The 25552-nt window shown below is 58.5% G+C and carries 26 protein-coding genes and 1 pseudogene; 21 read left to right on the top strand and 6 right to left on the bottom strand.

Annotated features, from left to right (window positions below):
• From B2W52_RS06420 to B2W52_RS06370, 11 genes are all read left to right on the top strand, one after another.
• Positions 1-346 (top strand): ADP-dependent NAD(P)H-hydrate dehydratase (locus B2W52_RS06420; RefSeq protein ID WP_286802011.1); only part of this gene is annotated, 346 nt, incomplete at its 5' end.
• Positions 343-840, top strand: a complete 498-nt coding sequence (tsaE, locus tag B2W52_RS06415; RefSeq protein ID WP_041645383.1) for a tRNA (adenosine(37)-N6)-threonylcarbamoyltransferase complex ATPase subunit type 1 TsaE — start codon at positions 343-345, stop codon at positions 838-840. The genes B2W52_RS06420 and tsaE, both read left to right, overlap by 4 nt.
• 92 nt (positions 841-932) lie before the next feature.
• Entirely contained in the window at positions 933-2237 is a 1305-nt protein-coding gene (locus tag B2W52_RS06410; protein WP_413540216.1) for an N-acetylmuramoyl-L-alanine amidase, read from the top strand.
• A 20-nt stretch (positions 2238-2257) separates the two neighbouring features.
• Positions 2258-4168, top strand: a complete 1911-nt coding sequence (gene mutL, locus B2W52_RS06405; RefSeq protein ID WP_008170053.1) for a DNA mismatch repair endonuclease MutL — start codon at positions 2258-2260, stop codon at positions 4166-4168.
• A gap of 28 nt (positions 4169-4196) precedes the next feature.
• Positions 4197-5201, top strand: coding sequence for a tRNA (adenosine(37)-N6)-dimethylallyltransferase MiaA (miaA, locus tag B2W52_RS06400; RefSeq protein WP_081467497.1), 1005 nt, complete (start codon positions 4197-4199; stop codon positions 5199-5201).
• 33 nt (positions 5202-5234) lie between these two features.
• Positions 5235-5486 (top strand): RNA chaperone Hfq, encoded by a 252-nt coding sequence (gene hfq, locus B2W52_RS06395; RefSeq protein ID WP_008170056.1) that lies wholly within the window; start codon positions 5235-5237, stop codon positions 5484-5486.
• Positions 5487-5604: 118 nt separating this feature from the next.
• Positions 5605-6903: a ribosome rescue GTPase HflX gene (gene hflX / locus B2W52_RS06390; RefSeq protein ID WP_273070393.1), complete on the top strand. Its 1299-nt coding sequence runs from the start codon at positions 5605-5607 to the stop codon at positions 6901-6903.
• An 83-nt stretch (positions 6904-6986) separates the two neighbouring features.
• The gene (gene hflK / locus B2W52_RS06385) at positions 6987-8174 is read left to right on the top strand and encodes an FtsH protease activity modulator HflK (RefSeq protein ID WP_053112707.1); all 1188 of its coding nucleotides are present in this window, start codon (positions 6987-6989) and stop codon (positions 8172-8174) included.
• Positions 8175-8176: 2 nt separating this feature from the next.
• Complete coding sequence (gene hflC, locus B2W52_RS06380) at positions 8177-9052, top strand: protease modulator HflC (RefSeq protein WP_008170064.1); 876 nt, start codon at positions 8177-8179, stop codon at positions 9050-9052.
• A gap of 174 nt (positions 9053-9226) precedes the next feature.
• Complete coding sequence (locus tag B2W52_RS06375) at positions 9227-10408, top strand: ATP phosphoribosyltransferase regulatory subunit (RefSeq protein ID WP_008170066.1); 1182 nt, start codon at positions 9227-9229, stop codon at positions 10406-10408.
• An 83-nt stretch (positions 10409-10491) separates the two neighbouring features.
• A complete protein-coding gene (locus B2W52_RS06370; protein ID WP_008170068.1) occupies positions 10492-11787 on the top strand; it encodes an adenylosuccinate synthase in 1296 nt (431 codons plus the stop codon).
• A gap of 54 nt (positions 11788-11841) precedes the next feature.
• Here the strand turns inward: B2W52_RS06370 and cmoB are convergent, their stop codons facing one another.
• From cmoB to B2W52_RS06345, 5 genes are read right to left on the bottom strand one after another with little or no spacing between them, the layout of a single operon-like run.
• The gene (gene cmoB / locus B2W52_RS06365) at positions 11842-12834 is read right to left on the bottom strand and encodes a tRNA 5-methoxyuridine(34)/uridine 5-oxyacetic acid(34) synthase CmoB (protein WP_273070396.1); all 993 of its coding nucleotides are present in this window, start codon (positions 12832-12834) and stop codon (positions 11842-11844) included.
• 2 nt (positions 12835-12836) lie between these two features.
• Positions 12837-13613, bottom strand: a complete 777-nt coding sequence (cmoA, locus tag B2W52_RS06360) for a carboxy-S-adenosyl-L-methionine synthase CmoA (RefSeq protein WP_008170072.1) — start codon at positions 13611-13613, stop codon at positions 12837-12839.
• On the bottom strand, positions 13606-13974 hold the full coding sequence (locus B2W52_RS06355; RefSeq protein ID WP_008170074.1) for a PA3694 family proteiin: 369 nt from the start codon (positions 13972-13974) through the stop codon (positions 13606-13608). Before B2W52_RS06355 ends, cmoA begins: the two co-directional genes overlap by 8 nt.
• A 34-nt stretch (positions 13975-14008) precedes the next feature.
• Positions 14009-15025 carry a serine/threonine protein kinase gene (locus B2W52_RS06350; RefSeq protein WP_008170076.1) on the bottom strand — a complete coding sequence of 339 codons (1017 nt, stop codon included), beginning with the start codon at positions 15023-15025 and terminating at the stop codon, positions 14009-14011.
• 10 nt (positions 15026-15035) lie between these two features.
• Complete coding sequence (locus tag B2W52_RS06345; protein ID WP_008170078.1) at positions 15036-15461, bottom strand: hypothetical protein; 426 nt, start codon at positions 15459-15461, stop codon at positions 15036-15038.
• A 161-nt stretch (positions 15462-15622) separates the two neighbouring features.
• On the opposite strand from B2W52_RS06345, the gene B2W52_RS06340 reads away from it, so the two are divergent.
• The gene (locus B2W52_RS06340; RefSeq protein ID WP_008170080.1) at positions 15623-16720 is read left to right on the top strand and encodes an NAD(P)/FAD-dependent oxidoreductase; all 1098 of its coding nucleotides are present in this window, start codon (positions 15623-15625) and stop codon (positions 16718-16720) included.
• On the opposite strand, the gene B2W52_RS06335 is transcribed toward B2W52_RS06340, so the two are convergent.
• Positions 16717-17238, bottom strand: coding sequence for a ComF family protein (locus B2W52_RS06335; RefSeq protein WP_227497727.1), 522 nt, complete (start codon positions 17236-17238; stop codon positions 16717-16719). The genes B2W52_RS06340 and B2W52_RS06335 overlap by 4 nt on opposite strands.
• Positions 17239-17501: 263 nt before the next feature.
• Here B2W52_RS06335 and bioB point away from each other — a divergent pair, with 263 nt between their 5' ends.
• The 9 genes and pseudogenes from bioB to B2W52_RS06290 all read left to right on the top strand — a co-directional run.
• Complete coding sequence (gene bioB / locus B2W52_RS06330; RefSeq protein ID WP_008170083.1) at positions 17502-18560, top strand: biotin synthase BioB; 1059 nt, start codon at positions 17502-17504, stop codon at positions 18558-18560.
• Between the two features lie 73 nt (positions 18561-18633).
• Positions 18634-19809, top strand: a complete 1176-nt coding sequence (gene bioF / locus B2W52_RS06325) for an 8-amino-7-oxononanoate synthase (protein WP_092031001.1) — start codon at positions 18634-18636, stop codon at positions 19807-19809.
• Positions 19806-20561, top strand: a complete 756-nt coding sequence (locus B2W52_RS06320) for an alpha/beta fold hydrolase (RefSeq protein ID WP_273157296.1) — start codon at positions 19806-19808, stop codon at positions 20559-20561. Before bioF ends, B2W52_RS06320 begins: the two co-directional genes overlap by 4 nt.
• Positions 20549-21379, top strand: a complete 831-nt coding sequence (gene bioC, locus B2W52_RS06315; protein WP_339622501.1) for a malonyl-ACP O-methyltransferase BioC — start codon at positions 20549-20551, stop codon at positions 21377-21379. Before B2W52_RS06320 ends, bioC begins: the two co-directional genes overlap by 13 nt.
• A 22-nt stretch (positions 21380-21401) precedes the next feature.
• Entirely contained in the window at positions 21402-22094 is a 693-nt protein-coding gene (bioD, locus tag B2W52_RS06310) for a dethiobiotin synthase (protein ID WP_053112697.1), read from the top strand.
• A gap of 51 nt (positions 22095-22145) precedes the next feature.
• Positions 22146-22391 carry a flagellar basal body rod C-terminal domain-containing protein gene (locus tag B2W52_RS06305; protein WP_014577776.1) on the top strand — a complete coding sequence of 82 codons (246 nt, stop codon included), beginning with the start codon at positions 22146-22148 and terminating at the stop codon, positions 22389-22391.
• 22 nt (positions 22392-22413) lie between these two features.
• On the top strand, positions 22414-23082 hold the full coding sequence (locus tag B2W52_RS06300) for a putative metalloprotease CJM1_0395 family protein (RefSeq protein WP_273157294.1): 669 nt from the start codon (positions 22414-22416) through the stop codon (positions 23080-23082).
• A gap of 269 nt (positions 23083-23351) precedes the next feature.
• A complete protein-coding gene (locus B2W52_RS06295) occupies positions 23352-25151 on the top strand; it encodes an acyl-CoA dehydrogenase C-terminal domain-containing protein (RefSeq protein WP_273070409.1) in 1800 nt (599 codons plus the stop codon).
• 210 nt (positions 25152-25361) lie between these two features.
• A pseudogene (locus tag B2W52_RS06290) lies at positions 25362-25552 on the top strand (acyl-CoA dehydrogenase N-terminal domain-containing protein); the annotation flags it as partial.

Here is a 25552-nt window from a genome sequence, read left to right as displayed (position 1 = left end):
CGCCGCCAGAAATCTGCAGGCGCTGTACGGCGGCACGGTGCTTTTGAAAGGCGCCGGCACCGTTGTCGCGTCTGAGGACGGTGGCCTGGATATCATCAGTGGCAGCAATCCCGGAATGGCGACTGGCGGAATGGGAGATGTGCTCTCAGGTATTGTTGCGGCTGTTCTGGCTCAGATTGGCGACGGACAGAAAGCGGCCGTGCTGGGTGCATCCGTGCACCTTGCTGCGGCTGACCGTGCTGCGAGAACCACGGGGTTTATCGGGCTGATACCGACCGATGTCATCGATGCGCTGCCGTTGGTGTTTCGGGAATCTGAAAGGAGTCCGGGGGCTGAATCGTTATGAGCATAATGGGTAACGAGCGTCGGGTTTTTCTGGAGAACGAGGCCGAAACCGAGCATCTCGGTCGGGAGCTGGCCAGAACCGTCGTGGAATCTGGCCATGGCCTGGTTGTTTATCTGGATGGTGAGCTTGGCATGGGTAAAACCACCATCAGTCGGGGCGTCATGCGCGGATTGGGTCATGAGGGGGCCGTAAAGAGCCCGACCTATACCCTGGTAGAGCCCTACGAGACTCTGAATCCACCGACATACCATTTTGATCTTTATCGCCTGGGCGACGCCGAAGAACTGGAATACATGGGCATCCGCGATTATTTTTCCGCCGAAAACCTGTGCCTGATCGAGTGGCCCGAGAGAGGCAAGGGCATATTGCCCGAGCCGGACCTGGAGGTTCATCTCGAAACCCGGGGAGAGGGGCGCTCTGTAGTCCTCAGGGCCCGCTCAGAGCTGGGCGCCGGGGTGCTGAACGAACTGGAGTTGATTGGTCCGGCGTCATAGTGAGCCCGGAACCGGGAATAAACTGGCAGGTAAGCTTTATGAATTGTGCAAAGCTGAGTAAACAACTGGTCTGGCCGATTGCGCTATTGCTTATGACATTGGCGTTTCACGGTTCGGCGGCGACACAGGTTGAGAGTGCCCGTATCTGGCCCGCGCCCGATCATACCCGGCTGGTTCTGGACACTGGCGGGCAGGTGGAGCACAACATTTTCTCCCTGAGCGGCCCGGCGCGGCTGGTGATCGATCTCAAGAATGCCAACCTGAAGACCGATTTTTCCGGTCTGGACCTTTCCGGCAGTCCGATCAAGCGAATCCGCAGCGCCCCCAGAAACGGCACCGATTTGCGCGTCGTTCTGGATCTCAAGGCTGACATCAAACCGCGGAGTTTTCAGCTCGAGCCGAATCAGCAGTACGGCCACAGACTGGTGGTCGACCTGATTGATGAAAGCGGTAGCCGGCTGGAAAAGGCGACAACGCCCACCGTGACCCAGGATTCATCCGGAAAGCGGGACGTTATTGTGGTCATTGATGCCGGGCACGGCGGGGAAGATCCGGGTGCTATTGGTCCGCGGGGAACCCGTGAAAAGGATGTGGTTCTGAAAATGGCGAAAACCCTGGCCAACCTCATCAATGATCGGCCGGGTTATACCGCCAAGCTGACCAGAACCGGGGACTACTACATTGGCCTTCGCAATCGCACGATTCTGGCCAGGAAATACAACGCTGACCTGTTCGTCTCGGTCCATGCCGACGCCTTCCGTACACCACAACCCAAAGGTGCCTCGGTCTTCGCCCTTTCCCAACGCGGCGCCACCAGTGAAACCGCCCGTTGGCTGGCCAATAGTGAGAACCGGTCGGATCTGATCGGTGGTGCCGGCGGGCTGTCCCTCGATGGCCGTGACGACATGCTTGCCGGTGTTCTGCTGGACCTCTCCATGACGGCCAGTATCAACGCCAGTCTGGGGGTTGGCAGTTCGGTCCTGGGCAAATTGGGCGGCGTGGCGAAGTTGCACAAGCCTGGCGTTGAGCAGGCCGCTTTTGCGGTTCTGAAATCACCGGATATTCCCTCCATCCTCGTGGAAGCAGGCTTCGTATCGAATCCCCAGGAAGAGAAAAACCTGGCCACTGAGTGGTATCGCAACAAGCTGGCCGGCGCCATCATGAAAGGCATAGATGACTACTTCCAGAAAACGCCCCCGCCTGGAACCCTGCTGGCGTGGCAAAAACAGAATCGCCAGGGTGGAAACAGCATCAGCCACTATCGGATACAGCGTGGAGACACGCTATCCGGCGTGGCCCGGAAAAATCAGACGACCGTCAGTGAGCTGATGCAGTTTAACGACCTTCGGGACGACCGTGTTATGGTAGGGCAAACCATTCGTATTCCCGCGTCCTGATCAAGAGGTTTTTCTGTAACATGCCCCCCATTCGATTGCTGTCACCGCGGCTCGCGAACCAGATTGCCGCGGGTGAGGTGGTTGAGCGCCCCGCGTCTGTCGTCAAAGAACTGGTTGAAAATGCCCTGGATGCCGGCGCCAACCGCGTCGATGTTGAGGTGGAGCAGGGCGGCGTCAAGCTGATTCGAGTTCGGGATGACGGCAGTGGTATTGAGGAAGACGATCTTCCCCTGGCGCTAAGCCGCCATGCGACCAGCAAGATTGCCAGTCTGGACGATCTGGAAGCCGTGGCGTCCCTGGGTTTCCGGGGAGAAGCGCTTGCCAGTATCAGCTCTGTCTCTCGTCTTACCCTGACCTCAAGGACCGAGTCGCAGGAAGCGGCCTCTCGGGTCGAGGTCGAGGGCCGGGAAATGGACGCGAGAATTTCGCCTGCAGCGCATCCGGTCGGAACGACCGTTGAAGTGCGCGACCTGTTTTTTAACACCCCGGCTCGCCGCAAATTCCTGCGTACTGAAAAGACAGAATTCAATCACGTCGAAGAATGTGTGCGGCGCCAGGCGCTGAGCCGTTTCGATGCTGGCTTCACGTTGCGCCATAACCAGCGTGTCGTTCAAAGCCTCAGGCCAGCGGAATCGGCCCTCGATCGCGAGCGTCGGATTGGATCCCTGTGCGGCCAGCAGTTTATCGATAACGCGGTGGTTATTGATGCGGAGGCCACCGGGCTGCGCCTCTGGGGTTGGGTCGCTCTTCCCACATTTTCGCGCAGCCAGGCCGATCTTCAGTATTTTTTCGTCAACGGCCGCGTTATTCGTGACCGCCTGGTAGCTCATGCCGTGCGCCAGGCCTATCGGGATGTACTCTACAATAACCGGCACCCGGCGTTTGTATTGTATCTGGAAGTCGACCCCGCCACCGTCGATGTAAACGTCCACCCGACCAAGCACGAGGTCCGGTTCCGGGATGGTCGGCTGGTTCACGATTTCATCTTCAGAACCCTGCACAAGGCGCTGGCCGATGTCCGGCCGGACGATCATTTCCGCGGCGCGGTGGCGCAGTCCTTTGGTCGCGAAGCAGTCACCCAGGGTCAGGAAGCCGTTCCGTCCACCGGTGCCTCTGCAGAGGCGGGCTGGAACGGCCAGCCATCGGTATCCAGCTATGGTTACCCCGGCAGCTCAGGCGCCGGCTTTGGCGGACAGTCGCAGCCCCAACAGGAGTGGCGCGCCAGCGATCAGATGGCGTTTTATCAGTCCCTGAATGCCGGTGGCGGAAGCGACGGACAGCAGGCTATGCCCGTAAGCGATCGCGCCGCCACACCAATGCCAACACCGCCTGCAGACAGTGACCAGGAGCCGCCGCTCGGATATGCCATCGCCCAGCTGCACGGGATCTATATTCTTGCCCAGGGTCGTGCGGGGCTCATTGTTGTGGACATGCACGCGGCCCACGAGCGCATTACCTATGAGCGAATGAAGCGGGCGCTTGCCGAGCAGGACCTTAAAAGCCAGCCGTTGCTGGTGCCGCTGTCGCTGGCGGTCAGCCAGAAAGAAGCCGCCCTGACCGAGAGTCACGGTGAAGAACTGCAGAAGCTTGGTCTCCAGATTGAGCGGATTGGTCCGGAAACCCTCGCTGTGCGGCAGGTGCCCGCGCTTCTGCGGGGTGCTGACACAGAACAGCTGGTGCGTGACGTTCTGGCGGATCTCATTGAGCACGGTCAGAGTGATCGTGTCGAGGCGGTGACGCATGAGCTGCTCGGCACCATGGCATGCCATGGTTCAGTGCGTGCCAACCGGCAGTTGACCATTCCGGAGATGAATTCGCTGCTCAGGGACATGGAGGCGACCGAGCGCAGTGGCCAGTGCAACCATGGCCGGCCGACATGGACCCTGGTGACCATGTCTGAGCTGGACAAGCTGTTTCTCCGGGGGCGCTGAGGTGTCACTGCCTCCTGCCATCTTTCTGATGGGGCCCACGGCTTCCGGAAAGACAGACCTGGCCATGGCGCTCTGCGACCACCTGCCTTGCGACATCATCAGCGTAGATTCCGCAATGATCTATCGGGGTATGGATATCGGAACGGCCAAACCCACGGCCGCAGAGCTCGCGCGGGCGCCCCACAGGCTGATTGATATCTGCGATCCGGCGGAAACATACTCCGCTGCGGATTTCCGTCGGGACGCGCTGACCGCCATGGCCGAAATAACGGCCGCAGGCAGGATCCCGCTTCTAGTCGGCGGCACCATGATGTATTTCAAAGCGTTGCTGCATGGAATGTCCGGTCTGCCATCGGCCAGCCCCGACGTACGACGGGCGCTGGAGCAGGAGGCAGAGGAGCGGGGTTGGGAGGCTTTGCATGAAGAGCTGCGGGCCAGTGATCCGGTGGCAGCCGAGCGGATCCATCCGAACAACCGGCAGCGTCTGATGCGGGCCCTGGAGGTATTGCGCCTTACCGGCAAGCCGATTTCGGAGTTCTGGCGAGCCGATCAGGGTGGCTGTGAGCAAACGACGGCAGTGGCGCAGGTCGGCGACATTGAGGATTACACCTATTTCACTCGCTGGCAGGCAGACGAAACATCTTTGCTTCCGTATACTGTAATTCAACTTGCCGTGACGCCGCCTGAGCGGCGGGTGCTTCATGAGCGGATTCGCCTGCGGTTTCTAAAAATGCTGGAGGCGGGGTTCGTTGATGAAGTTCGGGCTCTGATGATCCGGGACGACCTGCACCCTGATCTCCCTTCCATGCGTTGTGTCGGATATCGCCAGGCCTGGAGCTATTTGTCCGGGGAAGACGACTACGAGACATTTGTCAGCAAGGGAGTGGCAGCAACACGCCAACTGGCGAAGCGGCAGTTGACCTGGTTGCGCAAGTGGTCAGATGTGGACTGGCTGGACAGCGGCGACAAACATATCGCTGAGGTAGCCTTGAAAAAAATCCGACTTCGCACCACATTTAATTTTGACAAATGACGATCTGCATTTACTAAAAACAGGAGAAAACACATGTCAAAAGGGCATTCGTTACAAGACCCTTACCTCAATGCATTGCGCAAGGAACGCATTCCGGTTTCCATCTTTCTGGTCAACGGTATCAAGCTTCAGGGCCAGATTGAGTCTTTCGACCAGTTCGTGATTTTGCTGAAAAATACTGTCAGCCAGATGGTCTACAAGCACGCTATTTCCACTGTGGTTCCTGCCCGAAATGTCCGCATTCCGCAGCAGGCTCCGGGAGGAGAGGGCGAGTCTGAAGACTGATCCATCCGTTTCCCGATCTTGCCACCCGCGTTCCAGAGGATCCCGACAAGGGGTCTTGTGGCTGCGGGTGTTTGTTTTTATGACCCTCATCATGTGTTTACCCCGGAGTTGATGCCAATTGTTTGAACGTCCTGATGTCGGTGAGCGCGCGGTCCTCGTCCACATCGATTTTACTGCCCACGATGGTACCGAAGACCCCGGTGAGTTCCGGGAGCTGGTCACTTCTGCCGGTGTTGAGCCTGTCTCAACCGTTACCGGGTCCCGCAAGCAGCCCAGCCCCAGATTTTTCGTTGGTGAGGGCAAGCTGGAAGAAATTCGTGATGCAGTAGCGGCGAACGAAGCGGATGTGGTGTTGTTCAACCATGCCCTGAGCCCACGCCAGGAGCGCAACATTGAGCACGAGCTCAAGTGCCGTGTGCTGGACCGCACCGGTGTGATTCTTGATATCTTCGCTCAGCGGGCACGGACTCACGAAGGTAAGCTTCAGGTAGAGTTGGCGCAGCTCGAGCATATGTCCACGCGACTGGTTCGGGGCTGGACCCACCTTGAGCGACAGAAAGGTGGTATCGGGCTGCGCGGGCCTGGTGAAACCCAGCTGGAAACCGACCGCCGGCTCTTGCGGGAGCGCATCAAGTCTATCCACAAGCGTCTGGAAAAGGTTCGTCGCCAGCGCAACCAGGGCCGCAGGGCCCGTCAGCGGGCTGACATCCCCACCGTATCGCTGGTTGGATATACCAACGCCGGTAAATCCACTTTATTCAACCGTATTACCACTTCCTCCGTATATGCTGCAGACCAGCTGTTCGCCACGCTGGATCCGACGTTGCGGCGGCTGGAACTTCCGGATGTCGGGCCGGTCGTAATGGCGGACACCGTGGGCTTCATCCGGCATCTGCCGCACATGCTGGTTGAGGCGTTCCGGGCGACGCTTGAGGAAACAACGCAGGCGACGCTGCTGCTTCACATCATCGACAGCCATGACCCGCGCCGCGAGGAGAACATTGAGCAGGTTGAGGAAGTGCTTGCGGAGATCGGGGCGGACGACATTCCCATGCTGCAGGTGTTCAACAAGATTGATCTGCTTGAAAATTTCACGCCTCGGGTTGAGCGCAACGAAGAGGGTATCCCGGTGAGAGCGTGGGTTTCCGCGGTTACTGGCGAAGGCCTGGACGGCTTGTTCGATGCGATCGTGGAGCGTGTGGCCGAAGACGTCGTTCACCACTTTGTCCTGCTGGGTCCCGCGGATGGCAAACTGCGTGCACTTTTGCATGAGGCAGGATCGGTGATCAGCGAGGAATACCGGGATACCGGCGACACGGTGGTTGAGGTGCGCCTGCAGAACCGGGATTGGCATCAGCTGCTGAGCCGCGCCGGTGTGAATGAAAAGTCAGTCAGGCTGGACGTGGGTCACGCCTGAAACCGCAGCGGCTATTGCCGGGGCGGAGATAAATCCCTAGTATTTGCAGTCATTCTATTTATAAGTCAGTAACGGAGAGCACTATGGCCTGGAACGAACCGGGTGGAAACCGTAACGACAATGACCCCTGGGGTACCGGTGGTGGTCGACGCGGCAATGATCAGGGGCCGCCAGACCTCGATGAGGCGCTGAAAAAAGGTCTCGACAAGCTCAACAAGATGCTGGGCGGCAAGGGTGGCAAGTCCGGCGGCAGCGGTGGCAGTAGCGGCGGCAGCGCCGGTGGTTTTGGTGCGATTCTCGCACTGGCAGCCATACTGGTGGTCGGCTATGTCATCTTCCAGTCCTTCTATACCGTGGACGAACAGGAGCGGGCGGTGGTTCTCCGTTTCGGTGAATACCACCAGACCGAGAATCCTGGCCTGAGATTCAAGGTGCCACTGATCGATAGCGTCACCAAGGTCCGCGTGACTAACGTGCGTACCGCTGAGTCCAGTGGCCAGATGCTGACCCAGGACGAAAACCTGGTAACGGTTGACCTCCAGGTGCAGTACCGCGTTGGCGACGCAGAAGCCTACGTGCTGAATGTGCGTGACTCCAACCAGGCGCTGGCCTTTGCAACGGATAGTGCGATCCGTCACGAGGTCGGTAGCTCGACACTCGACGACGTACTGACCGAAGGTCGTGCAGAACTGGCCGTGCGGGTCGAGCAAAGGCTCCAGATGTTCCTGCGGGAATACGGCACTGGTCTGGAGTTGGTGCGGGTTAACGTTGAAAGCACCCAGCCACCACCAGCGGTCCAGGATGCCTTCCGTGAAGTCCAGAGGGCCCGTGAGGACGAGCAGCGGGTGAAGGAAGAAGCTGAAACCTACCGCAACCGGATCGTTCCGGAGGCTCGTGGTGAGGCCCAGCGCATGATCGAAGAAGCCAACGCCTACAAGGAAGAGGTGATCGAGCGGGCCCGTGGTGAGACCTCGCGTTTCCTTGAGCTACTGGCCGTCTATCAGATGTCTCCGACAGTCACTCGCGAACGTTTGTACTTACAGACGGTCGAAGAAGTCCTTGCTAACAGCAGCAAGATCCTGGTTGATACGGAGAGCAGTGGCAACATGATGTACCTGCCGCTTGATCGACTGACCCAGGGCTCGCTGCCCCGTACCGGTGGATCATCCTCCGGCAACAACCAGGGCAACGTGGACATCCAGACCCTGACTGATCAGGTTCTTCAGGAACTGCGAAGCAGGCAGGATACTACCGTTCGGAGGAGCAGATAATTATGGGACCTAAAGGTGTAGTGGGCCTTGCAGGCGCCCTGATCGTTGTCCTGCTGGTACTGTCCAGTGTGTACATCATTCCGGAAACCCATCGGGGTGTTCTGCTCCGGTTCGGTGAGCTGGTAGAGACCGATATCCAGGCCGGTATCCATTTCAAGGTTCCGGTCATCGACCAGGTTCGTGAATTCGACATCCGGGTTCTCACCATGGATCTGCCCTCGCGGCAGTATCTGACCGTGGAGAAGAAACCGCTGGATGTGGATTCGTATATTGCCTGGAAGATCCGTGATGTGGACCAGTTCTATCGAGCGACCGGCGGTGACGAGTTCCGCGCTCAGTCCCTGTTGTCCTCCCGTGTTGATAACGGCCTGCGGGACGAGTTTGGTATCCGGACCATGGTCGAAGTGGTCTCGGGCCAGCGGGATGAGCTGATGCACACGCTGCGGGATCGCGTAAACCAGACTGCCCAGAACGAATTCGGTATCGAGGTTCTCGACATTCGTGTAAAGGCTATCGAATTCCCGGGTCAGGTGAGCGAAAACGTCTACCGTCGGATGGCGACCGAGCGTGAGAAACTGGCTCAGGAATTCCGTTCGCGGGGTCGGGAGTTGGCCGAAGGTATTCGCGCCGATGCGGATCGTCAGAGAACCGTTATTCTCGCGGAAGCCTTCGCTCAGTCAGAAGAAACCCGGGGTGAAGGTGACGGTCAAGCGGCCAGAATCTACGCCGATGCCTACGGCTCCGACGCGGAATTCTACAGCTTCTACCGAAGCCTGCAGGCTTATCGCAATACCTTCATGAGCAAGGATGACATCATGGTGATTGATTCCAACAGCGCGTTCATGAAGTTCCTGAACGATCCGCAGGGTGCCCGTTAACCCTGCACGTTCAGACCAAAAACCGGAATACCTCTGTATTCCGGTTTTTTTGTGCCCGGCAACCGTGTAAAATTCTGCCGGTTTTGTGTAGGGCTTTTGCCGAGTGCCGCCTTAAATCCTGTGTGATCCCCCAGCCGACTGTGCCGGTGCGGATATAACGGACAACGGAATCTCATGACAGTATCTGATCGCTGGTTACTGCCAGACGGGGTAGAGGATATTCTTCCCCCGCTGGCCGGACGGATCGAATCCCTGCGTCGGGATGTAATGGATACCTGCCAGCGCTGGGGCTACCAGCTGGTAATCCCACCGCTCATTGAATATCTCGAATCCCTGTTTACCGGAACCGGAAACGATCTGGAGCTTCAGACCTTCAAGCTCACCGATCAGTTGACCGGGCGGATGATGGGTGTTCGCGCCGATATGACGCCTCAGGCGGCGCGCATTGATGCCCATACCCTGGGCCAGGAAGGGATCACCCGTCTTTGCTATGCAGGGCACGTACTCCACACCCGCCCAAGGCATATGCTGACAGGTCGAACACCGATTCAGGCCGGCTGCGAACTGTTTGGCAGTGGCTCCGAAGCAGCGGATATGGAAGTGATCAGCCTGATGCTGGAAACCCTCAGGGTTGCCGGCTTGCCCCGTATCCATCTGGATCTGGCTCATGTTGCCATCTATGAGAGTCTGATCGGCGAGGCGGATTTTGATCGGGATACGGAGAGCGCCATTTTTGACGCCATGGCCCGCAAATCGGTGCCGGAGCTTGATCAACTGTTGGGTCAATGCCCTCCAGGCTCTGCGGGTGCTCGTTTGCGTGAGCTTGCCCGGGTCAGTGGTGGCCCGGAAGCCTTGAACGAGGCCCGTCGGATCCTGCAGGGTGCCTCTGACAGCCTGGACGCGGCACTCGACCAGCTTGGGCGTGTGTCTGAAATGCTGGGAAGGGATTACCCGGATATCAGCTTCGGATTCGATTTCTGTGAGCTTCGTGGCTACAACTACCACACGGGCCTGGTGTTTGCAGCCTACGTGCCGGGCCACGGCGATTCCGTGGCCAAGGGTGGCCGTTATGATGCGATTGGAAGTGACTTTGGCCGCGCCCGCCCGGCAACGGGGTTCAGTCTTGATATTCGCTCGCTCGTCTCTCTTGGCGAGCGCGTGACTCGCAGTGCCGGTGCTGTCTGGGCGCCGGCGGATGACGACCCCGCCCTGGAAGGCGTGATCTCCGGTCTGAGAATGACGGAAACCGTTGTTCGTGCACTTCCCGAAGACGAGGGCGTTAACCCTGCCGCCAGAGGCTGTGACCGTGAGCTGGTCAAACAGAGTGGCCAATGGGTTGTGCAGAAGCTGGGCTGATGCCCCCGGGGCCTCGGTGAATTCATTTACAGGTAAACTTGCGAAACGCCTGTCCTGCGGGGCAGCCGCATTGAGAGAGAATCATGGGTAAAAATGTTGTTGTGCTGGGCACCCAGTGGGGTGATGAAGGCAAGGGTAAGATTGTTGACCTGCTGACCGACAAGGTTGCAGCGGTTGTCCGCTTCCAGGGCGGGCACAATGCCGGTCATACCCTGGTAATTGACGGCAAGAAAACAGCGCTTCACCTGATTCCTTCCGGCATTCTGCGGCAACACGTCTATTGCCTCATCGGCAACGGTGTTGTCCTGTCGCCCGAGGCTCTGCTGAAAGAAGTGCGCGAGCTGGAAGCCAATGACGTGGCGGTTCGCGATCGCCTCCGCATCAGTCTGGCGTGCCCGATCATTCTGCGTACTCATGTTCGAATTGATCAGGCCCGTGAAAGGGCTCGTGGTGTCGACAAGATCGGCACAACCGGTCGCGGTATTGGCCCGGCCTATGAAGACAAGGTTTCCCGTCGTGGCCTGCGCCTGGGCGATCTGTGCAATCCCGCCGACTTCGAAATGAAGCTCCGGGAGATCATGTCATACCACAACTTCATCCTGACCGAGTACTTCAAGGAAGAGGCTGAGGACATTGATGCCGCACTGGAAGAGCTGAAGCAGATGGGCGAGGAAATTTTGCCCATGGCGGCAGACGTGACTGACATGCTGCATGATTTCCGTAAGCGTGGAGAGAATATCCTGTTCGAGGGTGCCCAGGGCTCGCTCCTGGATATCGATCTTGGCACCTATCCGTATGTGACTTCTTCCAACACCACCGCTGGCGGCACGGCCACCGGTTCCGGCTTCGGCCCGCTGTTCCTCGACTATGTGCTGGGAATCACCAAGGCGTATACCACCCGTGTAGGCTCCGGACCGTTCCCGACCGAACTGTTCGACGATATGGGCAACCACCTGGCGGTGAAGGGCAACGAAGTCGGCACTACAACCGGGCGCGCCCGCCGTTGTGGCTGGTTCGATGCGGTGGCTCTGCGCCACGCCATCCAGATCAACAGTGTGTCCGGTATCTGTCTGACCAAGCTGGACGTGCTGGACGGACTGGAAACCGTGAAGGTTTGCGTAGGCTACAAGACGCCTAACGGCGAGATTTTCCGGCCGCCCATCGGCTGCGACAGCTACAAGGACATCGAGCCGGTTTATGAGGAACTGCCCGGCTGGAGCGAAAGCACCGTTGGCCTGACCAGCGTTGATCAGTTGCCGGAGAACGCCAAGGCCTACATCCGTTTCCTGGAAGAGCAGATCGAAGCGCCGATCGATGTGATATCTACTGGTCCGGATCGTATCGAGACGATTACATTGCGTCACCCGTTCGGCGAGTAATCGCCAACGTTAAAAAAACCGCCCTGCTTAAAAGGCACGGCGGTTTTTTTGTGTTCAGGGCTTCTCGGCAATCACGGTAGCACGCAACGGCCCCGGGTATCCTTCCACGGTTTTTGAGGGGTCGTTCGGATCCAGAAAATCCTGGAGGGAGTTGAAACGCATCCAGTCGGTGCTTCGCTGTTCGTCTGTGGTCGTAGGGGTGACATCGACCACCCGGGCATTCCGGAAGCCGGTGCGGTCCAACCAGCGCAGCAGTGTGTCGCAGGACGGGAGGAACCAGACGTTCCGCATCTGCCCATAGCGATCCTCGGGCATCAGGCTGAAGCCCTCAGGGCCTTCAACGACAAGTGTTTCCAGCACCAGTTCCCCGCCCCTGCGAAGCGTCCCCTTCAGTTCAAGCAGATGATCGAGCGGTGAGCGCCGATGATAGAGAACCCCCATGGAAAAGGTGGTGTCGAAGGTTTCAAGGTCGGCGGGGAGGTCTTCCATCCGAACGGGCAGCAGGTCTATCGGGACATCACCGAGGTAGTCCTTGACGCTGAAGAACTGGAACAGGAACAGCAACCCCGGGTCGATGCCGATCACCCGACCCGCGCCTTCGCCCAGCATGCGCCAGCAGTGATACCCGGAGCCACAACCCACATCCAGTATGCGACGACCGGAAAGGTCTGAAAGGTAAGGCGACACGCGGTCCCATTTCCAGTCAGAGCGCCATTCGGTATCGATGTACGTACCGAAGAAGTCGAAGGGGCCTTTGCGCCAGGGCATCAGGCCGCGTAATCCGAGTTCCAGTTGCTCCCGTTGTGCCACGGTCAGGGGCTGCCTGGAGGTCAGGGTTACCGCGGATTGGTCCAGTTGCGCGTCTATCTGAGTCAGACCGGGTAGCTGGTCAAGGGCAGCTTGCCAGCGATCGAGATCGCCGTGGGGGCGGTCCTCAAAGCGGTGGGTCAGTTGCTGTTGGAGTTGCGTCGCCCAATGCTCCACGCCGTCTTTCTCAAGTTCATCGATGATAGGCCCGAACCGGGCTTTCCAGTCAAAGTCTGCCATGGTCATTCGGTGGTTTGGTTGGCCTTTATGGCGAGCATGGAAACAAAGTTGAAGCACTGATACCACACCACCACGTCATCGAAACCTGCCGACAACAGGCGCGCCTTGTGCGCAGCCAGTGTTTCGGGAATCAGCACCTGTTCGATCGCCGTGCGTTTCTGGCTTATTTCAAGATCCGAATAGCCGTTGGCGCGCTTGAATTCGTGATGCAGTCGGGTCTGAATGGCTTGCTCGTCGTCAGATTCAAAGCGAACTTTCTCCGACAGGATCAGGACACCGCCAGGACGCGTGGCATCAGCAATGCGCGCAAGCAGGCCGGCCCGCTTCTCCGGATCGACAAACTGCAAGGTGAAATTCAGAGTGGTCACCGAGGCATTACTCAGCTCGGTGTCCAGAATATCCTCGCACCTGAGGGTAACGGGGAGCGCACTGTCGTCCAGTGCAATGTAATGCTCGCAGCGTTCGATCATGGCGCTCGAGTTATCCACTCCGATCAGGTTGCAGTCCGCATTGGCGATACCATGGCGCATTGCCAGCGTGGAAGCGCCGAGTGAGCAGCCCAGGTCATAGCAGTTGGTGGCGGGCTGGGCATATTGCTCCGAGATAACCTCGATCATCGGAATGACGGTGGTGTAGCCCGGCACCGAGCGCCGGATCATGTCCGGAAACACCCTTGCCACCGATGCGTCGAATCGGAAGTCCTCCGGCCGGCGCTCTGTGGCAAACAGCCGGTCCGTGGTCTGCTCGGGTGCCTCCGACGGCTTGCGGGATTTATTCATTGGTGTCCGGAGTCTCGGGAGCGGGCAGAACGGCAGGCCCGGTCGGGGAGGGCCTTGAGCAGCGTACGCCGCGATTTTTATAGTCCACCAGGATTCCCCGGAACGAGGGATCCACATCGGCGGCAATTGCCAGGTAACCATTTTCGCAAACGGCGTGCAGTTCCGAGGCTTTGGGCGACATGCGAAACGGATCCTCCTCGGTTACATGGATGGCCTGGAAATCGCCAACAGGCATATGATCCTTGTTCTCGCTGTGGTTGATCCTGCCGCTCATCTCCAATACAAGAACGGTGCCAATAGCCGCAACCACAGCGGTTACGATCAGGCTACGGACGGTGTAACGGGCCTCATTCTGGCTCATGCATACCTCAAATCAAACGAATTAAAAGTGTTGGTCAGTATTGTCCCGGCACCGTGATGGCCGGTGACTGCAAGGCTGATAACTGCTCCCGGAGCGACAGAATCTGGTCTGACCAGAACCGTGGCTGGGCAAACCAGGGAAAGAAGCGCGGAAATGCAGGGTCGTCCCAGCGCTTTGCCAGCCACGCGCAATGGGCAATCTGCCGGTAGCAGCGCAGCGGCTCAATCAGGTGGCGCTCGCGGCGATTGAAATCACGGAACATTTCATAGCCCTCCAGCAACTCTCCCAGCTGGGCGCCGCGCTCGAAGTCGTCTCCGTTCAGCAGCAACCACATATCCTGGATCGCGGGTCCGGTGCGGCAATCGTCGAGATCCACGAACAGCATCTGTTCGTCCCGGCAGAGAATATTGCCGGCATGGCAGTCGCCATGAAGTCGCAGGGTTTCCACCGGACCGGCTTCGTCAACCCGAGCGGCACAGAGTCTTTGCAGGTCAGGAATCAGGCTGTCCCAGGCTGGCCTCAGATCCGTGGGAATCCAGTCTCCCCGTAACAAAAGCCGATTGCTGGCTTCGATGCCATCCAGCAAATCCATGCCCGAGCGATGGGCAAACGGTTTTTTGGCGCCAATATTGTGGATCTGACCCAGCCATTGCCCCAGCCGGTAAAGGGTATCGGTAACACTGGTGTCTGGTGCTTGCCCGCCACGCTGCGGAAATACCGCAAACAGGAACTCACCATGGCGCCCGAGCGTGTCCCCGGTCGCCAGCTTCATAGGTGCTACAACCGGAATGTCGGCTTCCAGGAGCTCCAGGGTGAATGTATGTTCCTCGCGGATTTCCGCTTCGCTCCATCGGCCCGGCCGATAGAACTTGGTAATTACCGGGGCGCCTTCATCCAGGCCTACCTGATAGACCCGGTTTTCATAGCTGTTCAACGCGAACAGCCGGCCACTTACCGCAAACCCTGCCTCTTCCATCGCATCCAGAATGATATCCGGCGTCAGGGAATCGTAGGGGTGGGTGGATGCCGCAAGTGAGGGGTCATGGGTCATAAAGGGCGTTTCAGAGCCTTGTGTCGTATTTGGATTTCATGGTTTGCAGATGGTACCAGTTTTCGTCCAGCTCCCAGCGGATACGGCTGATGCCAGAAGCCCCAAGAATAACGTCTCCGGCACGGGCCTGAACCTGTGCAAGCTCGCGTTCTGCCCGCTGCCAGTCGCGATGACTGTCCCCAAGATTGCGCATACTCGGAAATACCGCACTCAGCGCCTTGTGGGTGGACGTGGTGTGGGACCGCAGTGAGCTCATAATGGCCGTGTCGCCCTCCACCCTCAGTACCCGGTGCTTGTAGGGGTAGCTGGCAACCACCTCATCCGCTTTCAGCCGCTCGTTCAGGCTGATTACTTCAAAGCCCCGCCAGCCTAGCCACCCGACAAAGAGGGCCGCCACCACCATTACCAGAACAAACTGCTTCCTGTCAGACATCATAAGCCGGGCTCCATGCACTACTTTCCGGAGCCAAGTATAACCGGTATGGGCTCTTGAGTAATGTATTGAGCCCGCCGGCGCCCGTTTTCGCCGGGCTGGCGGTATAGGATATGCTCAACCTCTTGTCAGTGGAGCAGGGCCAACCATAAGTGTCGACAGAAGTGCTGGAAATCCAAACCGTTGTTATCGGCGCCGGTGTCATTGGGCTGGCTATTGCCCGCGCTCTGGCTAGAGCCGGGCATGAGGTCATCGTTCTGGAAAGCTCAGACCGGTTTGGTGAGGGCATCTCCTCACGAAACAGCGAAGTCATTCATGCCGGCATTTATTATCCGCAAGGATCACTGAAGGCGGAGTTGTGTGTTGAGGGTCGACGGCAGCTTTACGACTATTGCCTGACGCACAAGGTTGGACACCGTAAATGCGGTAAGTGGATTGTTGCCGTCGACGAGGCACAGAATGACAAGCTCTTTGATATTCAGGCTGCGGCAGCCAGCAACGGTGTTGAACTTGAGCTGTATGATGGCGAAAGAGTCGCCCGAGGCGCTCCGGGTATTTGCGCCAGCTCGGGGCTCTGGTCCCCCGAAACCGGTATTGTCGACAGCCACGGGCTGATGCTCTCCTTGCTTGGCGAGCTCCATGATGCCGGCGGCCAGCTCGCTCTACGCTCACCGGTAGCGGCTGCTGAATCGGATAGCCAGCGGCACCGTCTAAACGTGGCAGGCGAAACCCCGCTAATTCTGGAAGCGAAAAATGTCATTAACGCCGCCGGGCTCGGCGCCGTCCCGCTGGCAAAAAACTGGGCAGGTCTGCCCGACGACTGCATTCCCCGGCAATGGTTCGCGAGGGGCGTCTACTTCAGCTACAGCGGACGAACACCTTTCAGGACCCTGATCTATCCGGTTCCTGAACCCGGGGGCCTGGGTATCCACCTGACTCTCGATCTCGCTGGCCAGGCCCGTTTCGGTCCGGATGTAGAGTGGATCGAAAAGGAAGACTACACCGTGGAACCCAGCCGCCAGGAAGGCTTCGCCAGAGGCATCCGCCAATGGTGGCCAGGACTCGACCCGACCCGACTTCAGCCCGCCTATGCCGGCATCCGACCGAAGCTGATAGGCCCCGATGGTGGCTTCGCGGATTTCCGGATTGATGGTCCAGAGACGCACGGTATGCCGGGACTGGTTAATCTGTTCGGTATCGAATCGCCGGGTTTAACATCCTGCCTGGCAATTGCTGAGCGTGTAAAAGCTTTGCTGTCTTAACCTGGCGTCCGGGCTAGTGCCCAAACCTGAATGTTCCGGGCCCCGGCCTCCCGAAGTGCTGATGATAAAACCCTGACGGTCGCGCCGGTGGTCACCACATCATCGACAATCGCTATTCGCTCTGGCACTGGCGGGATGACCTCAAATACCCCGCGAAGATTCGCCAGTCGGGCCTCCCGGTTCAACTCCCGTTGAGACCGGACACGGCGAACCCTTCTGACAAGTCCGTTGTCGACCGGGAGATCCAGGGCGCTGGCAATCGTCTCGGCAATGTCCTGGGCCTGATTGAACCCGCGTTGCCGGCGTCGCCGCGCATCCATTGGCGCGGGTACCAGTACTTCTGGCATTGCGATAGCACCATCGAGCCGAGCCTTCTGCACCAAGTCAGCAAAATCCGCCATCAATGGTCTTCCGAACTTGCGCTGGCCCCGATACTTGTATCGGCCAATCATGCCGTCGAGTGGGTACTGGTAGCGCCAGGGAATAAAAGAGCTATCGAAAGCCGGCGGGTGTTTCATACAGTCACCGCAGAGCAGCTCCGAGGAGGGAAAAGCCAGGGGCAGGGCGCAGCAGCGACAGTGCCAGCGGTTCACTGGTAGGTCGCCCCGGCAAGGCTGGCATAAGCCGTTGAATGCCTGTGAGGAAAGGCAGGCGACACACAGTCCGCCGTGCCTGATGCTGTTAACCTTTTTGTCCACGAAGGTTGACAGCCAGTTCAGTCCCTTTATCATCTGATTCATCCGTAAACCCAGAGACCGGGAAAGGTTAACAGGACTTTTACATGACCGCTACAGAACTCCGCCACGACTGGACACTGCAGGAAGCTCGCGAGCTTTTCGAACTCCCTTTTAACGATCTACTGTTCCGTGCCCAGAGTGTGCATCGCCAGTATTTTGATCCTAACGAGGTTCAGGTAAGCACCTTGCTGTCGATCAAGACCGGCGCCTGCCCGGAGGATTGCAAATACTGTCCCCAGAGCGGTCATTACAACACCGGTCTTGAGAAAGAGAAGCTGCTGGAAATCGAAAAAGTTGTGGCTGAGGCCAGGGCCGCGAAAGAAAAGGGGGCTTCCCGGTTTTGCATGGGCGCCGCCTGGCGCAGTCCTTCGAAGAAGGACATGCCTTATGTTCTGGACATGGTCAAACAGGTGAAGTCCCTGGGGCTTGAGACCTGCATGACCCTTGGCATGCTCAAAGAGGAGCAGGCGGCAGAACTGGCCGATGCCGGGTTGGATTACTACAACCATAACCTGGATACCTCTGAGAAGTACTACAGCCACATCATCACCACTCGAACCTACCAGGATCGACTGGACACTCTCGACAATGTTCGCAAGGCCGGAATGAAGGTTTGTTGCGGTGGCATTATGGGTATGGGCGAAGACGAGGATGACCGGGTCGGACTGCTGGTTCAGCTCGCGAACCTGCCCCATCATCCGGAAAGTGTGCCTGTGAATATGCTGGTGAAGGTGAAAGGCACGCCTCTGGAGGACGTCGAGGACCTGGATCCGTTCGAGTTCATCCGGATTATTGCGGTGGCGCGGATCTTGATGCCGGCTTCCCACGTTCGCCTGTCAGCTGGGCGTGAAAACATGAATGAGCAGATGCAGGCTCTGTGTTTCATGGCTGGTGCCAACTCGATCTTCTACGGCGAAAAGCTCCTGACCACCGCCAATCCGGAGGCCGATGCCGATATGCTGTTGTTCAAACGCCTCGGTATTCGCCCAGAGCAGCGGGAGCAGTGTGCGTCGGAGGAGCAGGAAGAGGAGGCGATTGCCGAGGCCGTGGAGTATGAGGCGACCCGTCACATGTTCTACGACGCTACGCGGGAGTCTGCCTGAGTATTTGATCTTGGGAGGCAGCGAGCTCACCCGCTCGTTGCCCGGATCGTTGAGTTAACCTCCAGGTGCTATCGTGCGGGATTTTGCCCTTGAACTCGAAGAGCGGAAACAGGCCGGTCTGTATCGGACGCGTCGGCATGTAGCCGGTCCTCAGAGGCCCTCTCTCATTGCTGACGGCAAACCTTTGTTGTCGTTCTGCAGTAATGATTACCTTGGTCTTGCCAATAACCCTGCCAATATCGAGGCCCTCCGTGATGCGCTTTCCAAAACAGGCCTTGGGGGCGCGGCTTCCCATCTGATTTGTGGTCACCATGATGCCCATCACCAGTTGGAGCTTCGTCTGGCGGAGTTTACCGGACGCAGTTCGGCGCTGTTTTTCTCCACTGGCTACATGGCGAATATGGGCGTTATTTCGGCACTGGCCGGGCGGGGCGATACGATTTTTTCGGATCGCCTGAATCATGCATCCATCATCGACGGCTGTATCCTGAGCCGGGCCAGGGTTCGCCGTTATGCCCATGGCGATGTCGCGGCGCTGGAGGCGATGCTGGCGGAGACGTCCGGGCACAAGTTGGTGGTGACCGACGGGGTCTTCAGCATGGACGGCGATATTGCGCCCCTGGCGGAGCTGGCCCGGGTCTGCCGGTTCCACGATGCGTTACTGGTGGTTGATGATGCTCACGGAATTGGCGTACTCGGACCTGAAGGGCGGGGCAGCGTCGCTGAAGCGGGGTTGTCCGAAGAGGATGTCCCCGTGTTGATCGGCACCCTGGGCAAGGGGGTCGGAACCAGTGGCGCATTCGTGGCCGGGCCATCGCTGCTGATGGATTATCTGGTTCAGAAAGCCAGAACCTATATCTATACGACGGCGATGCCGCCGGCTCTTGCCATGGCAACCATTTCGAGTCTGGATCTTATTGAGCGGGATCAGGGGCGCCGCGAGCATGTATTGGGTCTGGTTTCGCGGTTTCGTCGGGAGGCCTCGGCCATGGGGTATGAATTGATGCCTTCACATACTCCGATCCAGCCGATCATGGTTGGCGACAATCACGACGCGCTGGCGCTCAGTCAGGCATTGGAGGAGCGCGGCTTGCTGGTCTCGGCCATTCGCCCGCCGACGGTTCCCGCGGGGGAGGCGCGATTGCGGGTTACATTCAGTGCCGCTCATTCCCAGGCGAACCTGGATTGTCTGTTGACCGCGCTGTCAGACTGCCGGCATCTGGTTCAAAAAGCGGACATGGCGGTATGAGTTCCTGCAGGGTCTGTCCGCGTCTGGTGGTGGTTGCTGGCTGGGGCGTTCGTGCAGAGATGTTATCTGGGCTCTATGGCTATTGGCCGGGGGAGGTGGTTGCCGTGTCTCTGGACGATGAGCTGCTGAGCCGCTGCCAGTCGCTCTCGGAGGTGACGGACGAGCTGTTGTCACTTTATCCGGAGCCGTCAGTTTGGATGGGCTGGTCCCTGGGCAGTCAGGTTGTGATGGAGGCCGCCGGGCGTGAGACCGGTGCAGTGTCCTGTGTTATTACCCTCGGTGGTTTTCCGAAGTTTGTGGCCGACGAACGCTGGCTCAATGGTATGGCGGAAAGCGACTTTCGGGCGTTTGCCCGTGGTATCCGCCGGGACCCACAGCGCTACTGGCTGCATTTTCTGTTGTTGATGATCAACGGTTCTGCGGACGAAAAACTGGAGCGGCAGAGGCTCAAGCCGTGGCTTGAGAAAGGCACTCTGGTCTCGCATGAACACCTCGTCACGAGTCTTGCCTGGCTGGAAAGCGGGGATCAGAGGGCGTTATGGCGTTCACTCGCCACACCGGCCCTTCATGTGATGGGTGAGAACGATATTGTGGTCAGGTCGTGGGCGGGTGATCTCGCTGTCCCGGCGTCAAGCGGTCATGCGGTCATACCGGGTATGGCGCACTGGCCGGGCGGCTGCTCGGCTTCGGATTGCTGGGAGGCGATACAGGCGTTTTTTGCCACTCAAAAGGCGTTGTCATGGGCGTTATGATCATCTCTACCGACCAGATAGCCCGGGGCATTTCCGACACTCGCAAGTCTGATATTGCCCGGGGCTTTGGCATTGCCAGTGGCACCTATGAAAATGCCTCAAGACTGCAGCGCTTCATGGGCAATACCATGCTGCAGAAGTTTGAGTTCCGGGAAAGTCAGGATCATGATCTAACATTGCTGGACCTGGGGTGTGGCACAGGTTGGTTTACCCGAAAGTTTGCGGATTTCGGGCAGATTGAATCGTTGAGTGGGGTTGATCTGTCGCCTGGCATGTTGGAACAGGCTCGCAAGAATGGGCCTGCGGGAATCAGCTGGATCGTGGGCGATGCCGAACACCTGCCTTTGCCGGATAGCAGTGTCGATGTGATTTTCAGCAATCTCATGATTCAGTGGTGTGATGACCCCGGCGCCGTGCTTCGGGAATGCCGGCGGATCCTGCGGCCAGGTGGGAATCTGATGGTCTCCACACTCCTTGACGGTACGCTCCGTGAGTTGAAATCGGCCTGGCAGGCGGCGGATCCTGGCCATCAGCACGTAAATCGCTTCGAGACTGACCTTGCCTTGCAGGCCAAGGTGCGGGCCGAGTTACCGGATGCCGTTGTTGAAGAGCGCACTATCAGCTTACCCTACGAATCGCCGATGGCCCTGGCGGGTGAGCTTCGCCATCTTGGCGCGGGCTTCCGCGGCGCTGGCCGGCGACGAGCGGCCACGGCACCGGGGCGGATGCGGGAAATGTGCAGGCAGTACCCCAAAGAGCCGGATGGCACTATCATGGCAAGCTATGAGGCTGCCTGGGTTTACTGGCAGAAACCGTAAGAGTCGTTAACTGGAAATACACATGGCCAAGCAATCCTTTTTCGTAACGGGCACCGACACCGGGGTTGGGAAAACCCTGGTATCCGCAGCCATTCTTCAGGCGGCAAAGGCCATGGGTAAGCACACCCTGGCGATGAAGCCCATCGCCTCGGGTTGCGATCGGACGCCGGAAGGCCTTCGCAACGAAGATGCCCTTATTCTGCAGAACGCCATTACTGAGCCACTGGCCTACGAGTTGATCAACCCGGTGGCGCTGGAGCCTGCCATTGCACCGCATGTTGCGGCTGAGCAGGCTGGGCGACACATTACGTCTGATCGTCTGGTTGGATTCTGCCGCGGATTGCAGATTCGTCCGGCGGACCTTCTGCTGGTTGAGGGTGCCGGCGGCTGGCGGGTCCCGCTTAACGATCGGGAAACCTATTCAGAGTTTCCGCGCCAGCTGTCCATGCCGGTCATTCTCGTGGTTTCACTGCGCCTTGGCTGTATTAATCATGCGCTTCTTACGGCAGAGGCAATCAGAAGTGACGGTCTCAGAGTGGCAGGGTGGGTTGCCAATCGCACCGAGCCTGAGCCCATGAGTTGCGAACAGGACACCCTGAACTATCTGGTTAACCACATGGGAGCGCCCTGTCTGGGTATTCTTCCGTGGCTGGAGCAGGCGCGGCCTGAAATGCTGGCTGGTTATCTGAATATCGATGGGCTGTTTGAAAATTGACCAGGTTTGTGGCTTAATGAAGTCAATTTATGGTCATCGGGCAGCGCAGTTATGATCAGTAACACTCTCGCAGTTGGGATTCAGGGCATCCAGGATGGCATGGTGGGCATGGAAAATGCCGCCCGCAAGATTGCTCGTGGTGGTACTGATGGTCCCCAGGGAACCGCGGAAGGCGCGGGCAGCCTCGTTGAACCCATTGTTGATCTCAAGATTTACGAGCGAAGTGTCGAAGCGTCCGCACAAGTGGTGAAAACCGCTGACGAAACACTCGGAACGCTGCTTGATATCATGGCCTGATTACTGAAAGGGCGCCTGGCTCGTGCTTTCATCTCTCCCCCCTGTTCCCCCACCTATCCCAGCGGCCTCGTTTCAGGGTCAGGTTTCTCCGCGAGTCCAGGCCACGGGCCCAGTATCGGCAAAGCCGGAGGCGCCGACCGCCGGCGCCAGATCTACTGAGGCTGCAGGCAAAGCCGAATCTGCGCGGGAAAATCCCGACTCCGGGCCCCGGAGCGGGGAATCCGACAATCCTCAGGGACTCAAAGAGCAAGAGCTGAAACAACTGACCGAGCTGAAAGCGCGGGATCGTGAAGTTCGTGCCCACGAAGCCGCGCACCAGGCGGTTGGCGGCCAGTACGCCGGCGCCATGTCGTTCACCTACCAGCGGGGGCCGGACGGTGCCCAGTATGCGGTGGGAGGTGAAGTCTCCATTGATCTGTCCCCGGTGCAGGGTGATCCCCAGGCCACTATCGAGAAAATGCGAATTGTCCGGGCGGCGGCCATGGCGCCGGCGGAGCCGTCCGGCCAGGATCGAGCGGTGGCTGCCCAGGCGATGCAGATCATGCTCCAGGCCCAGTCGGAGCTGGCCGCCGAAACGGGCGCTTCGTCAAGAACCGCGAGCGATGCTTATCGTGAGGTCTCCGCCATGGGAGAGTCTGATCAGAGTGGTGACGAAAACCGCGTTTCTTCTTTCCAACCGGTGTCTGCCTGACCGTTTAATTTCCAACATCCAGGTCCTTTCATAGATATCCGGCACTTAAGGTGCGATCCGGCTCCATGCGCTGCTGTGGCGCGTGATCCGGTGACAGTTCGCAACACAAATTTTGCATCCGGCTATTGACAATTCTGTGCCTGTAAACGTATGTTTCAAACAAGTGTTTAATTAAGGCTGCAGCGCATCGCGTTGCGGTGTCTGAGCAAACCCAAGGCCAGAAGCTGTCAAACCTGATTCAGCTGAGCCCGAGAACCGAGGTGGATTCCATGCCTGAGTACAAAGCGCCCCTGCGTGACATCAAATTCGTAATGACCGAGCTGCTGAACAGCGAGCAGCACTACGCCAACCTGGAAGGTGCCGAAGACGCTACTCCGGATATGGTGGATGCCATTATCGGGGAAGGTGCCAAGTTCTGTGAGCAGGTTCTGTCTCCGCTGAACCAGGTGGGTGACAAGGAAGGCTGTATCTGGAGCGAAGACGGTGTGAAGACACCGACTGGCTTCAAAGAAGCTTACCAGCAGTATGTGGAAGGCGGCTGGCCGTCCATGACCGCCGATCCCAACTACGGTGGCCAGGGACTGCCGCACTCTCTCGGTCTGGTCATGAGTGAAATGGTGGGCACCGCCAACTGGTCCTTTGGCATGTACCCGGGCCTGAGCCACGGTGCAACCAACACCATTGAAGAGCATGGCACCGAAGAGCAGAAGCAGACTTACCTCACCAAGCTGATCAGCGGCGAGTGGACTGGTACGATGTGTCTGACCGAGCCGCACTGCGGTTCTGATCTCGGCACCCTTCGCACCAAGGCGGAGCCGAATGCCGATGGCACTTACGCTATCACCGGCACCAAGATCTTTATTTCTGCCGGTGAGCACGACATGGCCGAGAACATCGTCCATATCGTCCTGGCACGTCTGCCGGGTGCACCGGAAGGCACCAAGGGTATCTCCCTGTTCATCGTGCCAAAGTGCCTGCCGAACGAAGATGGCTCGGCCGGTGAGCGCAACGCCGTTTCCTGCGGTTCCATTGAGCACAAGATGGGTATCCACGGCAACGCCACTTGCGTGATGAACTTCGACGGCGCCAAGGGCTGGCTGATCGGGCCGGAGAACAAAGGCCTGAACTGCATGTTCACCTTCATGAACGTGGCCCGTATCGGTACCGCCATCCAGGGGCTGGGTGCCGCCGAGCTGGGCTTCCAGGGTTCACTTGCCTACGCCAAGGAGCGTCTGGCAATGCGTTCACTGAGCGGTCCGAAGAATCCGGAAGGTATTGCCGATCCGATCATTGTTCACCCGGACGTTCGTCGGATGCTGCTGACACAGAAGGCGGTTGCAGAAGGCGCCCGTGCCCTGATTTACCTGACTGCGCAGCAGGCAGACGTTGTTCACAGCGGCAAGACCGAAGAAGAGCGCAAGGCGGCCGATGAGGCGCTGGGCTTCCTGACACCGATTGCCAAGGCGTTCCTCACCGAAATCGGTTACGAGGCAGCGAACCTTGGTATGCAGGTCTTTGGTGGTCACGGCTTTATCTCCGAGTGGGGCATGGAGCAGAACGTTCGTGACGCCCGTATCGGCATGATCTATGAAGGCACCACCGGTATTCAGGCGCTGGATCTGTTGGGCCGCAAGGTTCTGATGACCCAGGGCGAATCCCTGAAAGGCTTCACCAAGCAGGTGCATCTGTTCTGCAAGGAAAACGCGGAAGACGAGCAGCTGAAGGAATTCATCGAGCCGCTGGCGGCGATGAACAAGGAATGGGGCGAGCTGACCACCAAAATTGGTATGTCTGCCATGAAGAATCGTGAGGAAGTGGGCGCGGCCTCTGTGGACTACCTGATGTACTCCGGTTACGCAGTGTTTGCCTACCTGTGGGCCCGTATGGCCAAGGTTGCCCTGGACAAGATGGTTGAGGGTACCACTGAAGAGATGTTCTACAACGCCAAGATCCAGACTGCGCGCTTCTACTTCAAGCGTATGCTGCCCAGGGCCAAGGGCCACGCAGAAAGCATGCTGGCTGGCGCTGACAGCCTGATGGACATGCCGGAGGAAGCATTCGCCATCTAAGGCGCGGGCACCGAAGGACGGTTCCAAAGGACACAAAGCCCGCGCTCCCCGGAGGCGGGCTTTTTTCATGAGTTGCGGTCCGTTTTTAGGGTAGAATAAACGCCCATAAAAATAATCTTCAGCGGACACATAGCCCGAGCAGGTGTGACCGGCCGGAACAACGGCCCTATTGCCACCTGAACAGACTGACAGAATTTTGGAGAGTTTTAGATGGCTGATTATCAGGCACCCCTACGTGACATGCGTTTCGTTCTGAATGAGGTTTTCGACGCCCCTTCCCTGTGGGCCTCACTGCCCAAGGTTGCCGAGAATGTGGACCCGGAAACGGCCGACGCGATTCTTGAAGAAGCCGGCAAGATCAGCAGTGGTGTACTTGCGCCCCTGAATCGCGAAGGTGATGA

It is taken from the genome of Marinobacter sp. UBA2498 (assembly GCF_002341575.1).
GTDB classification, from domain to species: Bacteria; Pseudomonadota; Gammaproteobacteria; order Pseudomonadales; family Oleiphilaceae; genus Marinobacter; species Marinobacter manganoxydans.
The sequence above is the reverse complement of the archived record's forward strand: the minus strand, read 5'-3'. Positions and strand labels throughout refer to the sequence as shown.

Bases quoted from the DNA above. Each gene is read 5' to 3' on its own strand.
- B2W52_RS06375 (WP_008170066.1), top strand. From the start codon at position 9,227: ATGACAGTATCTGATCGCTGGTTACTGCCAGACGGGGTAGAGGATATT.
- B2W52_RS06305 (WP_014577776.1), top strand. From the start codon at position 22,146: ATGATCAGTAACACTCTCGCAGTTGGGATTCAGGGCATCCAGGATGGC.
- bioC (WP_339622501.1), top strand. From the start codon at position 20,549: ATGGGCGTTATGATCATCTCTACCGACCAGATAGCCCGGGGCATTTCC.
- B2W52_RS06320 (WP_273157296.1), top strand. From the start codon at position 19,806: ATGAGTTCCTGCAGGGTCTGTCCGCGTCTGGTGGTGGTTGCTGGCTGG.
- B2W52_RS06350 (WP_008170076.1), bottom strand. From the start codon at position 15,025: ATGACCCATGACCCCTCACTTGCGGCATCCACCCACCCCTACGATTCC.
- B2W52_RS06370 (WP_008170068.1), top strand. From the start codon at position 10,492: ATGGGTAAAAATGTTGTTGTGCTGGGCACCCAGTGGGGTGATGAAGGC.
- B2W52_RS06410 (WP_413540216.1), top strand. From the start codon at position 933: ATGACATTGGCGTTTCACGGTTCGGCGGCGACACAGGTTGAGAGTGCC.
- B2W52_RS06295 (WP_273070409.1), top strand. From the start codon at position 23,352: ATGCCTGAGTACAAAGCGCCCCTGCGTGACATCAAATTCGTAATGACC.
- B2W52_RS06345 (WP_008170078.1), bottom strand. From the start codon at position 15,461: ATGATGTCTGACAGGAAGCAGTTTGTTCTGGTAATGGTGGTGGCGGCC.
- hflK (WP_053112707.1), top strand. From the start codon at position 6,987: ATGGCCTGGAACGAACCGGGTGGAAACCGTAACGACAATGACCCCTGG.
- cmoA (WP_008170072.1), bottom strand. From the start codon at position 13,613: ATGAATAAATCCCGCAAGCCGTCGGAGGCACCCGAGCAGACCACGGAC.
- bioB (WP_008170083.1), top strand. From the start codon at position 17,502: ATGACCGCTACAGAACTCCGCCACGACTGGACACTGCAGGAAGCTCGC.
- bioD (WP_053112697.1), top strand. From the start codon at position 21,402: ATGGCCAAGCAATCCTTTTTCGTAACGGGCACCGACACCGGGGTTGGG.
- miaA (WP_081467497.1), top strand. From the start codon at position 4,197: ATGGGGCCCACGGCTTCCGGAAAGACAGACCTGGCCATGGCGCTCTGC.
- hfq (WP_008170056.1), top strand. From the start codon at position 5,235: ATGTCAAAAGGGCATTCGTTACAAGACCCTTACCTCAATGCATTGCGC.
- cmoB (WP_273070396.1), bottom strand. From the start codon at position 12,834: ATGGCAGACTTTGACTGGAAAGCCCGGTTCGGGCCTATCATCGATGAA.
- mutL (WP_008170053.1), top strand. From the start codon at position 2,258: ATGCCCCCCATTCGATTGCTGTCACCGCGGCTCGCGAACCAGATTGCC.
- B2W52_RS06355 (WP_008170074.1), bottom strand. From the start codon at position 13,974: ATGAGCCAGAATGAGGCCCGTTACACCGTCCGTAGCCTGATCGTAACC.
- hflC (WP_008170064.1), top strand. From the start codon at position 8,177: ATGGGACCTAAAGGTGTAGTGGGCCTTGCAGGCGCCCTGATCGTTGTC.
- B2W52_RS06335 (WP_227497727.1), bottom strand. From the start codon at position 17,238: ATGAAACACCCGCCGGCTTTCGATAGCTCTTTTATTCCCTGGCGCTAC.
- tsaE (WP_041645383.1), top strand. From the start codon at position 343: ATGAGCATAATGGGTAACGAGCGTCGGGTTTTTCTGGAGAACGAGGCC.